This window comes from Caballeronia sp. INML1, from assembly GCF_023631085.1.
Lineage (GTDB): Bacteria > Pseudomonadota > Gammaproteobacteria > Burkholderiales > Burkholderiaceae > Caballeronia > Caballeronia turbans.
The window spans coordinates 1-14,290 of sequence record NZ_JALQDT010000019.1 but is presented as its reverse complement, the minus strand read 5'-3'; the positions used below and the strand labels follow the sequence as shown (position 1 = coordinate 14,290).

The 14,290-nt window shown below is 63.7% G+C and carries 10 protein-coding genes; 8 read left to right on the top strand and 2 right to left on the bottom strand.

Translation table 11 applies throughout. The features are described 5' to 3' along the window. Nucleotides 1-23: 23 nt before the first annotated feature. Together NCR38_RS07370 and NCR38_RS07365 are read left to right on the top strand one after the other, a co-directional pair. Nucleotides 24-587, top strand: a complete 564-nt coding sequence (locus tag NCR38_RS07370; RefSeq protein WP_061120341.1) for a phosphoribosyltransferase — start codon at nucleotides 24-26, stop codon at nucleotides 585-587. A gap of 263 nt (nucleotides 588-850) precedes the next feature. Next, nucleotides 851-2,743 (top strand): potassium transporter Kup, encoded by a 1,893-nt coding sequence (locus NCR38_RS07365; RefSeq protein ID WP_061120340.1) that lies wholly within the window; start codon nucleotides 851-853, stop codon nucleotides 2,741-2,743. 76 nt (nucleotides 2,744-2,819) lie between these two features. Here NCR38_RS07365 and NCR38_RS07360 read toward each other — a convergent pair whose 3' ends face one another. Next, a complete protein-coding gene (locus tag NCR38_RS07360) occupies nucleotides 2,820-5,153 on the bottom strand; it encodes a Tex family protein (protein WP_250476704.1) in 2,334 nt (777 codons plus the stop codon). A gap of 213 nt (nucleotides 5,154-5,366) precedes the next feature. On the opposite strand from NCR38_RS07360, the gene NCR38_RS07355 reads away from it, so the two are divergent. The 3 genes from NCR38_RS07355 to NCR38_RS07345 all read left to right on the top strand — a co-directional run bounded on the left by NCR38_RS07355 (nucleotide 5,367) and on the right by NCR38_RS07345 (nucleotide 8,815). After that, nucleotides 5,367-6,215: a colicin transporter gene (locus tag NCR38_RS07355; RefSeq protein ID WP_250476703.1), complete on the top strand. Its 849-nt coding sequence runs from the start codon at nucleotides 5,367-5,369 to the stop codon at nucleotides 6,213-6,215. A 101-nt stretch (nucleotides 6,216-6,316) separates the two neighbouring features. Then, entirely contained in the window at nucleotides 6,317-6,502 is a 186-nt protein-coding gene (locus NCR38_RS07350; protein ID WP_061120338.1) for a DUF465 domain-containing protein, read from the top strand. A gap of 84 nt (nucleotides 6,503-6,586) precedes the next feature. Beyond that, complete coding sequence (locus NCR38_RS07345) at nucleotides 6,587-8,815, top strand: ATP-dependent DNA helicase (RefSeq protein ID WP_250476702.1); 2,229 nt, start codon at nucleotides 6,587-6,589, stop codon at nucleotides 8,813-8,815. Nucleotides 8,816-8,889: 74 nt separating this feature from the next. On the opposite strand, the gene NCR38_RS07340 is transcribed toward NCR38_RS07345, so the two are convergent. Continuing rightward, entirely contained in the window at nucleotides 8,890-9,723 is an 834-nt protein-coding gene (locus NCR38_RS07340; protein WP_061120336.1) for an outer membrane protein assembly factor BamD, read from the bottom strand. Nucleotides 9,724-9,809: 86 nt separating this feature from the next. Here NCR38_RS07340 and NCR38_RS07335 point away from each other — a divergent pair, with 86 nt between their 5' ends. The 3 genes from NCR38_RS07335 to phaC all read left to right on the top strand — a co-directional run bounded on the left by NCR38_RS07335 (nucleotide 9,810) and on the right by phaC (nucleotide 14,136). Next, on the top strand, nucleotides 9,810-10,973 hold the full coding sequence (locus NCR38_RS07335; RefSeq protein WP_409219267.1) for an RluA family pseudouridine synthase: 1,164 nt from the start codon (nucleotides 9,810-9,812) through the stop codon (nucleotides 10,971-10,973). Further along, nucleotides 10,970-11,806: a peptidoglycan editing factor PgeF gene (gene pgeF, locus NCR38_RS07330; RefSeq protein WP_250476700.1), complete on the top strand. Its 837-nt coding sequence runs from the start codon at nucleotides 10,970-10,972 to the stop codon at nucleotides 11,804-11,806. Before NCR38_RS07335 ends, pgeF begins: the two co-directional genes overlap by 4 nt. 320 nt (nucleotides 11,807-12,126) lie before the next feature. Beyond that, nucleotides 12,127-14,136 carry a class I poly(R)-hydroxyalkanoic acid synthase gene (gene phaC / locus NCR38_RS07325; protein ID WP_250476699.1) on the top strand — a complete coding sequence of 670 codons (2,010 nt, stop codon included), beginning with the start codon at nucleotides 12,127-12,129 and terminating at the stop codon, nucleotides 14,134-14,136. Nucleotides 14,137-14,290: the final 154 nt, after the last annotated feature.

The window sequence follows — 14,290 nt, the reverse complement described above, 5'->3', positions numbered from 1 at the left end:
TAAGCATTTGAAAGAGCCTCACCATGATCGCGATGACGGACCCGCGCAACGACGACAAGAATCTCTGGGTCGGCTGGGATGAATATCACCGGCTGATCGAACTCCTCGCACTGAAGGTGCACGAGTCGGGCTGGAAGTTCGACAAGATCCTGTGCCTCGCGCGCGGCGGCCTGCGCGTGGGCGATCAGCTGTCGCGCATTTATGACCTGCCGCTCGCCATTCTCGCGACGAGCTCATACCGCGAAGCAGCGGGCACGGAGCAGGGCGATCTCGACATCGCGCAGTACATCACGATGACGCGCGGCGATCTGTCCGGCAACGTGCTGCTCGTCGATGATCTGGTCGATTCGGGCGTCACGCTCGCGCGCGTGCAGGAGCATCTGAAGGAGCGTTATCCGGGGATCACATCGGTGCGCTCGGCGGTGCTCTGGTACAAGGCGTGCTCCAAGGTCAAGCCCGACTATCACGTTCAGCATCTTGAAACGAATCCGTGGATTCATCAGCCTTTCGAGGAGTGGGACACGGTGCGACCGCACAACCTGGGCGCGTGGATCAAGCGCGGCACGCAAAACGGACGGGGCGCTTGATCGACGCCTGATCGTTTCGCGCGACATACGCCGTTCGCCTGGCACGAAGCCGGGCGCAACGGCGTTTTTTGTTTTTGCGAGAAGGCGGACTGACCTGCATGAAATCGCGACGAGCGCGCCCGCCGACGCACGCGGGGCGCGATGCTACACTCTCACACGCGTCTCTCGTGGCGCTCGAGCAACACGCGAGAAGGCGTCTTCGCGTGCAACGTTAGATAGAATGGCGTTCGTTTTTTTCCGCTCTGGACGGATATATCGCTTTTATGACTAACACGACTCACGCGCACGAGCATAAACAGCCATTGCACTCGCTTGCGCTCGCCGCCATTGGCGTCGTTTTCGGCGACATCGGCACGAGTCCACTTTACTCGTTGAAGGAAGCCTTTAGCCCGTCGCATGGCATCGGCTTGTCAGAGGCGTCGATTCTCGGCGTCATCTCCTTGCTCTTCTGGGCGATCGTCATGGTGGTCGCCGTCAAATACGTGCTCTTCGTCATGCGCGCCGACAACAACGGCGAGGGCGGCGTGTTCGCCATGACGACGCTCGCGCTGCGCAGCGTGAAGGAGTCCGGCAAGGTTTCGGGCGTGCTGATGATGCTCGGCATCTTCGGCGCGTGCATGTTCTACGGCGATGCGGTCATCACGCCGGCGATGTCGGTGCTCTCGGCGGTCGAAGGTCTCGAGATCGCCGCGCCCAAGCTAACTCCGTACGTGCTGCCGATCACGATCGTCATTCTGATCGCGCTGTTCTGGATTCAGCGCCACGGCACGGCGGTGGTCGGCAAGCTCTTCGGCCCGATCATGGTCGTGTGGTTCGCCACGCTCGCGGTGCTCGGCGCCGCGCATATCGTCATGGAGCCGCGCATCATCGTCGCGCTCAATCCCTATTACGCCTTTTCTTTCATGGCGCAGCACGTCCTGCAGGCGTATATCGTGCTGGGCTCGGTCGTGCTCGTGCTGACCGGGGCGGAAGCGCTGTACGCGGACATGGGTCACTTCGGCGTGAAGCCGATTCGCTACGGCTGGTACGGCTTCGTGATGCCCTCGCTGTTGCTGAACTATTTTGGTCAGGGCGCGTTGCTGATGCACTCGCCGCAGGCCATCGAGAACCCATTCTTCCTGCTTGCGCCCGACTGGGCCTTGCTGCCGCTCGTGATTCTGTCGACGGTCGCGACCGTGATCGCGTCGCAGGCGGTCATTTCGGGCGCGTATTCGCTGACGAGCCAGGCGATCCAGCTCGGCTACGTGCCGCGCATGAAGATCATGCATACGTCCGAGCTGGCTATCGGCCAGATTTATATTCCGCTCGTCAACTGGATGCTGCTTTTCATCATTTTGTGCATCGTCATCGGCTTCAAGAGTTCCGAAAATCTCGCCGCCGCTTACGGTCTCGCCGTCACCGCGACCATGCTCACGACCACTATCCTCGTGTCGGTCGTGATGGTGAATCTGTGGGGCTGGAACCGCTTTCTCGTCGGCGGCATGATCGCCGTGTTCCTGATGATCGACATCGGTTTCTTCGGCGCGAGCCTGCTCAAGATCGAGCAGGGCGGCTGGCTGCCGCTGTGCATCGGCGGGGCGCTCTTCTTCCTTTTGATGACCTGGTACAAAGGCCGCATGATCGTGAAGGATCGCACGGCCGCGGACGGTATCCCGTTGATGCCGTTCCTCCAGGGCTTGCTTGCGCATCCGCCGCATCGCGTGTCGGGTACGGCGATCTATCTCACCGGCAGCGATTCGCTCGTGCCCGTGAGCCTTCTGCACAACCTGAAGCACAACAAGGTGCTGCACGAGCGCACCATCTTCATGAACTTCAAGACGCGCGACATTCCTTATGTCGACGATGCGCATCGTCTCGAAGTGAAGGACATCGGCGGCGGTCTGTTCCTCGTGAAGGCGGCATACGGCTTCAACGAGACACCGGACGTGAAGGCCGTGCTCGAACAGATCACGCGCACGCACGCGATGACCTTCGAGCTGATGGACACGTCGTTCTTCATGGCGCGCGAGACGGTCGTGCCGACGGAGTTGCCGGGCATGTCCGTGTGGCGCGAGCGCGTGTTCGCGTGGATGCATCAGAACGCGGCGAAACCGACCGATTTCTTCAGCATTCCCGCAAATCGCGTCGTCGAGCTGGGAACTAAGATCGAAATCTGACGCTTCGTTTTTCGGAAGCGCAAAAAGAAAACCCCACGTCGCAGAACGTGGGGTTTTTTGTTGGCAGCGTGAAGCGTCAGCGTTTCAGTTTTGCGAACGCCGCGGCCATCGCGCCGGCCGGTTCCGGTTCGCGGCGCTGCTGCGGACGCTGGGCCGAACGACGATCCTGCGAACCACGCGATTGCGCCCCGGCCGCGCTGCCACTCGCGGAAGAGGCGGCGGAGTCGTCGTCCAGACGCATCGTGAGCGAAATGCGCTGGCGCTTCACATCGGTCTCGATCACCTTCACCTTGACGACCTGACCGGCCTTCACGACTTCGTGCGGATCCTTGATGAACTTCGTGGACATGGCCGAAACGTGCACGAGACCGTCCTGATGCACGCCGATATCGACGAACGCGCCGAACGCCGCGACGTTCGTCACGACGCCTTCGAGGATCATGCCCGGCACGAGATCCGAGATTTTCTCGATGCCTTCCCGGAACGTCGCCGTCTTGAACTCGGGGCGTGGATCGCGGCCCGGTTTTTCGAGCTCGGCGAGAATGTCGCGCACGGTCGGAAGGCCGAAACGATCGTCGACGAATTCAGTGGGCGAGAGGCCCGTCAACGCTTCGCGCTTGCCGAGCACATCGCCGATATGCTTCTTGATCTTCGCGAGAATGCGTTCGACGACCGGATACGCCTCCGGGTGCACCGACGAGCGATCGAGCGGATTCTCGCCGTTGTTGATGCGCAGGAAGCCGGCCGCCTGCTCGAAAGTCTTGTCGCCGAGGCGCGGCACCTTCTTCAGATGCGCGCGCGACGGGAACGGCCCGTTGGCATCGCGATAGTCGACGATGTTGCGCGCGAGCGTCGCGTTCAGCCCCGACACGCGCGCGAGCAGCGCGACCGACGCCGTATTGGCATCGACACCGACGGCGTTCACGCAATCCTCGACGACCGCATCGAGCGAGCGCGCGAGTTCGCGCTGATTGACGTCGTGCTGATACTGGCCGACGCCGATCGCCTTCGGCTCGATCTTCACGAGCTCGGCGAGCGGGTCTTGCAGCCGCCGCGCGATCGACACCGCGCCGCGCAGCGACACGTCGAGCTCCGGAAACTCCTTCGCGGCGAGCTCCGATGCCGAGTACACCGACGCGCCCGCCTCGGACACGACGATCTTCTGGAGCTTCAGATCCGGATGCTTCGCAATGAGCTCGCTCGCGAGCTTGTCGGTTTCGCGCGATGCGGTGCCGTTGCCGATAGACACGAGTTCGGCCTGCGTCGCGTGCGCGATGCGGGCGAGCTTCGCAATGGAGCCGTCCCAGTCGCGGCGCGGTTCGTGCGGATAGATGGTGTCGGTTGCAAGGAGCTTGCCGGTGCGATCCACGACCGCGACCTTCACGCCGGTCCGCAAGCCCGGATCGAGACCGATCACGGCCTTCGGGCCAGCGGGCGCCGCGAGCAGCAGGTCCTTCAGATTGCGCGCGAACACGCGAATGGCTTCATGCTCGGCTTCTTCTCGCAATTGCGTGAGCAGTTCGGTTTCGATATGCGGCTGCACCTTCACGCGCCAGCACCAGCGGCACACGTCGGAGAGCCATTTGTCGCCGGCACGGCCACGATTGGCGATGCCGAAGTGCTGCGCGATCATCGCTTCGCACGGATGCGGAATCTGCGCGTCGAGTTCTTCGCCCAGACCGAGCTTGACGCTCAGAACGCCCGCATTGCGTCCACGGAACAGCGCGAGCGCGCGGTGCGACGGTACGGTGCGGATCGTCTCGCTGTAGTCGTAGTAGTCACGGAATTTTTCGCCTTCCTCGCCTTGCTTGCCGTCCACCACGCTCGACGTGACGAGCCCCTGGTTGAACAGATGGTCACGCAGCTTGCCGAGGATTTCGGCGGTTTCCCCGAACTGCTCGGAGAGAATGTCGCGCGCGCCGTCGAGGGCGGCTTTGGTGTCGGCGACGCCTTTGTCCGCATCGACGAACTTTGCTGCTTCGGCTTGAGGATCGAGCGTGGGATCGGCGAAGAGCGCCTGCGCGAGCGGCTCGAGACCGGCTTCGCGGGCGATCTGCGCACGCGTGCGGCGCTTGGGCTTGTAGGGCAGGTAGAGGTCTTCGAGCACCTGCTTGCTGTCCGCGCCCTCGATCGCCCCGCGCAACTCGGCGGTGAGCTTGCCTTGCTCGTCGATGCTTTGCAGGATCGTCGCGCGGCGGTCTTCGAGTTCGCGCAGATACAGCAGGCGCTCTTCGAGCGTGCGCAACTGTGTGTCGTCGAGATTGCCGGTGACTTCCTTGCGATACCGGGCGATGAACGGGACAGTCGAGCCTTCGTCGAGAAGCTCCACGGCGGCGGCGACCTGGCGCGGCTGCACGGTGAGTTCGGAGGCAATGCGCTGTACGATCTTGAGTGCTACGGTTTCCGTCATGTTTCTGCGCTGTCTGCGGCTCGCCGGCGAACTCCGCGCCGCGTCGCCAGGCTCGCGTGAGCGAGGCGCCGCGGGCGGGCGACCGTGCAACGAGCCAGGTTCGGACCGGGTTGCTGGAGCGGGGCATTTTGCCATAAATGGCGGAGCGCTCCGGCCCGCGGTGATAGAATTTGGGCATCGCACAAGCCGTTTCGCGCCTGATTCTTTATCACGTTGCCGTTCATCCATTTGCCCAACTTCCGCCTTTCCAACGTGCCGGCCGCCGCGGCGGTATCGCTGCTTTGCGCGGCAGGCGCATTCGCGTCGCAGCATGCGCTTGCCCAGGCCGCGAAGCCGATCGATTCCGGCACGTCCGTGAGCGCGCGCGTGCTCGATGCTGCGCCGTCGGGCGCGCCGGCTGCACAAACTGCCGACGACGCGCAGAGAGCCGAGTTCGCACAGCGCCAGAAGGTGCTCGACCATCGCACCGAAGAAAACAACTACCGCTACGGCGTCAAGCAGCACGACTGCTACAGCAAGTTCTTCGTGAATCACTGCATCGACAACGCGCGCAACGAAATGCGCGAAACGCGTCAGCAGATCCGCCAGGAACAACTCGCGCTCGACGACGAGCAGCGCGCCGAGCGGGCGAAGCAACGCGACCAGCAGACGGCCATCAAGCGGGCGCAATACGAGGCGGAAGCGCCGCAGCGCGCGGCGATCGAGAAGGCGAGCCAGCAGGCCTACGAGGACAAGCAGCGTCAAAACGCGCTGGCCGCCGCGCAGCGCAACGCCGAGGCGCCGCAGCGCGCGGCCAACCAGGCGGCGTACGATCGCAAGCAGGCGGATTACCAGAAGCAGCTCGAGGACGCGCGCGCTCGCGGCGTGCAGGACGCGCAGGAGCGCGAGCAGAAGGCGCAGCGCTACGAGCAGAAGCAGCAGGAAGCCGCGCAGCATCGCGCGGAAGTCGAAGCGCGTCAGAAGGAAGCCGCCAGGAAGGCGCAGGAAAAGGCGCAGCAGCAGGAGCAGGAGCGCCAGGAACAACTGAAACTGCAGCAGCAACAACAGCAGCAAGGTAAATAGGGCAGTCGGGCTCGCCGTGCGGGCCCGCGCAAAGAGGATGAAAGGAGGTGAGCATGCAGCAGCGTTTGAGTGAATCCACGCGCGCACCCCGACAACCCGCCATGGATGCCGCTGTGCTGCGCGATCGCATCGCGCAATTGCAGGAAGAGCATCACAGCCTGGACACGCTGATCGACAAGATGTCCGGCACCGACGACCTGGAGTTGAGGCGCCTGAAAAAGCGCAAGCTCAAGGTGAAGGACACCATTCTCCTGCTGCAATTGCAGCTGGACTCGGACGCGCACTGAACTCAACGCGCCGGCCGCGGGCTCGTGCTGGCGTCGGCGCCTCGCGTGCGCGGCCGCGCCGAAACCCGCAGGATTTAGCACGCCTTGAACTCACCCGCACAATCCAGTGACGACGCCGGCGCGCCGCTCGCGTTGACCGACAAGCGCGGCGTCGAGCTCGACGCCATCTTTTCCGCGCAGGGCCTGCTCGCGCGCGCGATCGACGGTTATCGGCCGCGCGCGTCGCAGATCGAAATGGCGCGCTCGGTCGCGGCTGCGATGGAAGCATCTGGCCGCGCCATGCCCGAACCCGCGATGTTCGAGGCGCAGCGCCGCCCTGCGCGCAAGCTCGGACCCTCCGACAAACCTTACGCGCCCAACGAGCATCCGGCCGACGACATCGGCATTGCGACGGCGAAAACGGCGATCGACGGCGGCGAGAACACGCTCATCGTCGAGGCGGGCACGGGCACCGGCAAGACCTATGCGTACCTCGTTCCGGCCATGCTGTGGGGCGGCAAGGTCATCGTGTCGACGGGTACGAAGCATCTGCAGGATCAGCTCTTCCAGCGCGACATCCCGACCGTGCGCGACGCGCTCGCGGTACCGGTGTCCGTCGCGATGTTGAAGGGCCGCGCGAACTACCTGTGCCATTACTACCTCGAGCGCACCGCCGACAACGGCCGCCTGCCGTCGCGCCAGGACACCTCGCATCTGCAGGAAATCATTCGTTTCGCGAAGATCACGCGCACCGGCGACAAGGCCGAGCTTGCAAGCGTGCCGGAGAATTCGCCCGTCTGGCCGATGGTCACCTCCACGCGCGACAACTGCCTCGGCCAGGAGTGCCCGCATTACAAGGAATGCTTCGTGATGCAGGCGCGCAAGGAAGCGCAGCAGGCGGACATCGTCGTGGTGAATCACCATCTGTTCTTCGCCGATGTGATGCTGCGCGACACCGGCATGGCCGAGCTGCTGCCGACGGCGAACACCATCATCTTCGACGAGGCGCATCAGTTGCCCGAGACGGCGACCCTCTTTTTCGGCGAAACGCTCTCGACGACGCAGTTGCTCGAACTCGCACGCGATAGCGTCGCCGAAGGGCTCTCGCACGCGCGCGATGCGGCCGACTGGACCAAGCTCGGCGCGGCGCTCGAGCGTGCGGCGCGCGATGTGCGGCTTGCGTTCAAGGAGGATTCGGTGCGCCTGTCGCTCGGCCAGTTGCCTGACGGCCATCCGATCTTCGAAGCGCTCGACACCCTGGAAACGCATCTTTCGGCGCTCGCCGCGATGTTGTCGTCGCATGCCGAGCGGGCAGAATCGCTGCAGGCGCTGGTGCGCCGCGCGCGCGAGTTGCAGGATCTGCTCGCGGGCTGGACGACGCCGCCGACATCGCTCGAACGCGCAGTCGTCGCGGACGAGGACACGGCTAAAACGGCGGCGAGGGAAGAGCCGAACGAGATGGTGCGCTGGATCGAAGTGTTCTCGCACACGGTGCAATTGCACGAGACGCCGCTGTCGGTCGCGCCGATCTTCGCGAAGCAGCGTGCGGGCGTGCCGCGCGCGTGGATTTTCACGTCCGCGACGCTGTCGGTGCGCGGCGACTTCACGCATTACGCGGCGCAGATGGGCCTGAACGCGCGCCGCTCGATGACCTTGCCGAGCCCGTTCGATTACCCGTCGCAAGGTTTGTTGTACGTGCCGCGCAATTTGCCGCAGCCTTCGTCGCCGCAATTCACCGATGCCGTCTTCGAGGCGGCGCTGCCCGTGATCGAGGCGGCGGGCGGCGGCGTCTTCGTACTGTGCACGACGCTACGCGCGGTGGATCGCATTGCGACGCGCCTGCGCGACATCATCGAACGGCGTGGCTGGGAGAATCCGCTGCTTGTTCAGGGCGACGCGAGCCGCACGGAACTGCTCGACCGGTTCCGCGCCTACGGCAACGCGATTCTCGTGGGCAGTCAGAGTTTCTGGGAAGGCGTCGATGTGCGTGGCGATGCGCTGTCGCTCGTCGTCATCGACAAGCTGCCGTTCGCGCCGCCCGACGATCCGGTGCTCGCCGCGCGTCTCGACGCGCTGACGAAGAAAGGCCTGAGCCCGTTCGCCGTGCATCAGTTGCCGCAGGCAGTCATCACGTTGAAGCAGGGCGCGGGGCGCCTGATTCGCGCGGAGACGGATCGCGGCGTGCTGATGATCTGCGATACGCGCCTCGTCGACAAGCCTTATGGCCGACGCATCTGGCAAAGCCTGCCGCCGTTCAAGCGCACGCGCGAACTCGACGTGGTGCGGGAATTCTTCAGCGATGCGGCGAAGTGGAAAACGGAGCTGGCGGAGTAACTGTCGGAATCCTCATTTTCCATCGACGTAAAAACACGGCCGGTTATCAACCGGCCGTTTTTTTGTTGCCTGCCTTACCAGATCTGGTACCAGGGCTTGTCGGTGCCCGCGCGGCGTTTGCCTGTCACATACGGGCTGTCCGGGAACGTCGCGGCGAGCACGCGCTTGGTGTCGTCGGCGAGTTGCGGCTGATCGAGCTTCTGGTACGACAGCATCATGATGTGCAGCGCGTCTTCCGTCGCCGGCGCATTCCTGTATTCGCGAATCGCGAGTTGCGCACGGTTGATCGCGGCCACATACGCGCCACGGCGATAGTAATAATCGGCGGCGTGCACTTCGTGCGATGCGAGCGCGTTCACGATATAGCGCATGCGCTGCGCGGCGTCGGGCGCGTACTTGCTTTGCGGATACTTGTCGACGACGACCTTGAATGCGTCATAGGACTCGCGCAGCGACTTCGGATCGCGCTCGCTCATGTCCTGACCGGAGAAGCGGCCGAAGAGACCGAGGTCGTCGTTGAAGTGGATCATGCCCTTGAGATAGTACGCGTACGCGATCTCGGGATGATCCGGGTGCAGCTTGATGAAACGGTCGATGGCCTGATCGGCGTTGGCGGTCTCACTATCCTTCCAGTTGCAGTACGCGACGTTGATCTGCGCCTGCTGCGCGAAATGGCCGAACGGATCACGGCCTTCGAGCGCTTCGAAATACTTCGCGCACTTGCCCCAGTCGCTGCCGGATAGCGCGTCCTGAGCCTCCGTATATAATTTGTTGTTGTTCCACGTTGCCGTTTCGTCGGTCTTCTCGGGCAGGCCGTGACAGGCCGTTACGATGGCGACGCTCGCGGCCAGGGCCAGATACTTGATCGATTGAAGCATCGAGTGATGAATGGTGTTGAAGGCTCGCATCAGTGCTTGCTGTTCCTGGCTGATTCTCGCTGTACTAGCTGTGTTTCCGGCGCGGCTTCCGATTCACGCCGCCGAATCTCGTTCAAATGACCCGCTCAAGTACTCGTCGTACCAAAGACCAACTCAAAGATTATAGCCCATGCGCCACTGGCGACGACTCGGCCTCGGCCGATTCGATGGGCGGCGCGGCCCGCGAAGCGCCGCGTGAGGCGCGTGTGCCCGATGAACTTGCGGGCGAACGGCTCGACAAGGTGCTCGCGAAAATTTTTCCCGAGTTCTCGCGCAGCCGGATGCAGGGCTGGATCGAGGACGGGCGCGTGCGCATCGACGGCGCGGGCGCGAAGGTGCGTCAGCCGGTGCCGCTCGGCGCGACGATCACGCTTGTGCCCGACCTCTTGCCGGAGCAGCTCGCATTCGCGCCGGAGCCGGTGCCGCTGCATATCGTGTACGAGGACGAAACACTCGTCGTCATCAACAAGCCCGCGGGCATGGTGGTTCATCCGGCCGCGGGCAACTGGAGCGGCACGCTGCTCAATGGCCTGCTGCATCGTTACGGCGATGCCGCCGCCGGCCTGCCGCGCGCGGGCATCGTGCATCGGCTGGACAAGGAAACGTCCGGGTTGATGGTCGTCGCCCGCACGCTCGAGGCGCAGACCGACCTGGTGCGCCAGTTGCAGGCGCGCACGGTCAAGCGCCGCTATGTTGCGTTCGTGTGGGGCAACATGCCCGACGAAGGCACGATCGACGCGCCGATCGGCCGCGATCCGCGCGAGCGCACGCGCATGGCGGTCGTGAAGACTGCCTCTGGCAAGCCCGCACGTACACATTTCCGCACCATCGACCGGACGACGTGGCACGGTCAGCCCGTCAGCGCGATCCACTGCGATCTGGAAACGGGTCGCACGCACCAGATTCGGGTGCATTGCGCGCATGTCCAGCATCCGCTGCTCGGCGACCCGGTGTACGGACACGCGCGCGGCAAGCGTTCCGTGAGACCGCTGCCTCACGATTTCGCGCGTCAGGCATTGCACGCGTGGCGGCTCGGCCTGATTCATCCGGCGACGGGCAAAGAGGTGCATTGGCGCGCGGACGTACCCGAGGATATCGCCGCGCTCGCGGCAGAGCTCGGCTTCGGACAGGACGAGGAAATCGAGTTCGATGAGGACGAGGAGTTCGTCGAAGTCTACGAGATGGGTGAGGGCGACGAAGACGACTGGGACGACGAAGAGAGCGAGGACGACGAAGCATGACCAATGACGCCGCCGAACTGCAAACGAAAGACTGCGTGTTGCCGCAATGGCGCGTATCGCCGCGCGTGCGCGCCTTCGTCACGACGCGCGCAGGCGGCGTGAGCGAGGCGCCCTACGATGGCGGCACGTCCGGCGCGGGCGGTCTCAATCTCGGCTTCTCATCGGGCGACGCGCCCGAGGCGGTGAAGGAAAACCGCCGTCGCGCGCTCGCATCGACGGGCTTGCGCAACGCCGCCTGGCTCGAACAGATCCACGGCACGCAGGTCGAGGATGCGCACGCGGTCATCGAACGCCTGGCGTGTGGCGAGCGCACGCGCGCCGATGCGAGCGTGACGGATCGCGCGGGCGTCGTGTGCGTCGTGATGACGGCCGATTGCCTCCCGGTCCTCTTTTGCGACGACGACGGTCGCGCCGTCGGCGCAGCGCACGCGGGCTGGCGCGGTCTCGCCGGCGGCATCGTCGAGAAAACGGGTGAGCGCGTCGCGACGCTGGCGGGTGTCTGCGCATCGAGGCTCAATGTGTTTCTCGGGCCGGCCATCGGGCCCGAAGCGTTCGAAGTGGGCGAGGACGTGCTCGATGCTTTCGTCGCGGCGGCGCAGGCACATCGCCGTGACGCGACGAAAGCTGCATTCAGGCCCGCAGGCGGCACGCCTGCCAAATACTTCGCGGATATTTATGCGCTCGCGCGCCTGCGTCTCGCCGACCTCGGCATGGATGCCGCGCGAATCCACGGCGGCACGCATTGCACCGTCACCGAAAAAGAGCGCTTTTATTCGTACCGTCGGGATCGCGTGACCGGCCGAATGGCCGCGATGATCTGGCTATCCGACTGACGGTTGGCGCTCGTATTTGAACGCACCCGAGACCCGTTTCAGCCATGACGATATTTCAGCCGAAATGCAATATTTCGGATGGGGGAAAACGATAATTAAAAAAATATCGCACTGCGGCAAAATCGGGACGAAGCATTGACATGCCTGACATCCTGGAGCAAGAATGTTCCTGGAATTCATTCAATCCGGGCACGGCGTAGCAAGGCTCAAACTTGCCACGCGCATAAGGCGCACCAAAACTTGCGCGCTGGTCGAGGAAAGCCCGGCGATGCCTGCGTTAGCAATCCAAGTCTTGCGAGACTCACAGGTCAATAGCGGGTATGGCTTCCAAAACTACTTCCTCATCTTCCCGCTCCCGTACCGACAGCACCTCGGCCGAGGCATCATCTGCCGATACGACTGGCGTACAGCAGGCGTTCGATCAATGGCTGAACGCGTGGCGCAGCATTGCCGACCCCGCGCAATGGTCGAAATTCACTCAACAGACGAATACCGCTACTGACGCGGCCGCATCGCCGTTCGCTGCATTCGCCGCGTTCGCCAACGGGTTGCCGAACGGATTTCCGTCCGGGGCATTTCCAGCGGCGTTTCCGTCGCCGGGCGCCATGCCGCAGATGCCCGACTTCACGAAAATGAACGGCATGGTGGAGTTCGCGAAGCTCGCGAGCAGCATGCCGGGCTTCGGCTCCGCGATGCAAGGGTTGCCCACGCTGCCGAAGATTCCGACCGCCGCGATTTCGCCCGAGCGCCTCCATCAGTTACAGAGCAGCTATTCGCGCGATGCCGCCGAACTGCTCAAGCAGGCGGGCGCGCAGAGCATCGATCCGACCGCGCTGAAGGACCGGCGCTTCACGGATACCTCATGGCAAACCACGCCCGCCTACGCGTTCACCGCGGCGTGGTATCTGCTGAATGCACGCTATCTGCAGGAACTCGCAGATGCGGTGCAAAGCGATCCGAAGACGCGCGAGCGCATCCGCTTTACCGTGCAGCAATGGGCAGCCGCGGCCGCGCCGAGCAACTTCCTCGCGTTCAATCCCGATGCGCAGAAGACGCTCATCGAGAGCAAGGGCGAAAGCCTGCGCCAGGGCATGCTGAATCTGCTGAACGACATGCAGCGCGGCAAGATTTCGCAGTCGGACGAATCACGTTTTCTCGTCGGCAAGAACATCGCGTCTACGGAAGGCTCGGTCGTCTACGAGAACGAGCTCGTGCAGCTGATCCAGTACAAGCCGCTCGCGCCGACCGTGTATGCGCGGCCGCTCCTGATCGTGCCGCCGTGCATCAACAAGTTCTACATCCTCGACTTGTCGCCGGAGAGCTCGCTCGTGCGCTACGCGCTCGAAGAAGGGCATCAGGTGTTCATCCTGTCGTGGCGCAATGCGGATCAGTCGATCGCACACAAGACGTGGGACGACTACGTCGAACAGGGCGCGCTCGAGACGATCCGCGTCGTGCAGGAGATCACCGGCGAGGACAAGATCAATACGCTCGGTTTCTGCATCGGCGGGACGATTCTCGCGACCGCGCTCGCGGTGGCGGCAGCCCGCGGCGAGGAGCCGGCCGCATCGATGACGCTGCTCACATCGATGCTCGATTTCTCCGATACGGGCGTGCTCGACGTCTTCGTCGACGAGGCGCACGTGCAGATGCGCGAGCAGTCAATCGGCGGCAAGGGCGGCGCGCCTGCCGGTCTCATGCGCGGTATCGAGTTCGCCAACACGTTCTCGTATCTGCGCCCGAACGACCTGGTCTGGAATTACGTCGTCGATAACTACCTCAAGGGCCGCACGCCACAAGCGTTCGATCTGCTCTTCTGGAACAGCGATTCGACGAACCTGCCGGGCCCGATGTGCGTCTGGTATCTGCGCAACACGTATCTCGAGAACAAGCTGAGGACGCCGAACGCGCTGACGGTGTGCGGCGAGCCGATCGACCTGTCGCGCCTCACGCTGCCGACCTTCATCTACGGTTCGCGGGAAGACCATATCGTGCCGTGGAAATCGGCTTATGCATCCGCGCCGATTCTTCGCGGCCCGCAGACGTTCGTGCTCGGCGCGTCCGGTCATATCGCGGGCGTGATCAATCCGCCGTCGAAGAACAAGCGCAGCTTCTGGATGATCGACAGCGACGACGAGCATCTGCCGGAGGACCCCGATGCGTGGTTCGAGGCCGCGGCCGAGCATCCCGGAAGCTGGTGGCCAACCTGGTCGAGGTGGCTCGCCGAAAACGCGGGCGAGCGGGTCAAGGCGGGCGCCGCGCAGGGATCGAAGGCTCACCCGGTCATCGAGGCCGCACCCGGCCGTTACGTATTGGAACGCGACTTCTGAGCGGCGCCTGTGAGTGTGCGCGAGAGCGCATGGCGCCGGTTTGAACCGCATTAACATTCGATGCCAAAAGGAAACTGAAATGACTGACGTAGTGATCGTATCGGCCGCGCGTACGGCGGTAGGCAAGTTCGGCGGCTCGCTCGCGAAGATCGCG

Coding starts and splice junctions, on each gene's coding strand:
- NCR38_RS07335 (WP_409219267.1), top strand. CDS start 9,810: ATGACCCGCTCAAGTACTCGTCGTACCAAAGACCAACTCAAAGATTAT.
- phaC (WP_250476699.1), top strand. CDS start 12,127: ATGGCTTCCAAAACTACTTCCTCATCTTCCCGCTCCCGTACCGACAGC.
- pgeF (WP_250476700.1), top strand. CDS start 10,970: ATGACCAATGACGCCGCCGAACTGCAAACGAAAGACTGCGTGTTGCCG.
- NCR38_RS07360 (WP_250476704.1), bottom strand. CDS start 5,153: ATGACGGAAACCGTAGCACTCAAGATCGTACAGCGCATTGCCTCCGAA.
- NCR38_RS07370 (WP_061120341.1), top strand. CDS start 24: ATGATCGCGATGACGGACCCGCGCAACGACGACAAGAATCTCTGGGTC.
- NCR38_RS07350 (WP_061120338.1), top strand. CDS start 6,317: ATGGATGCCGCTGTGCTGCGCGATCGCATCGCGCAATTGCAGGAAGAG.
- NCR38_RS07365 (WP_061120340.1), top strand. CDS start 851: ATGACTAACACGACTCACGCGCACGAGCATAAACAGCCATTGCACTCG.
- NCR38_RS07340 (WP_061120336.1), bottom strand. CDS start 9,723: ATGCGAGCCTTCAACACCATTCATCACTCGATGCTTCAATCGATCAAG.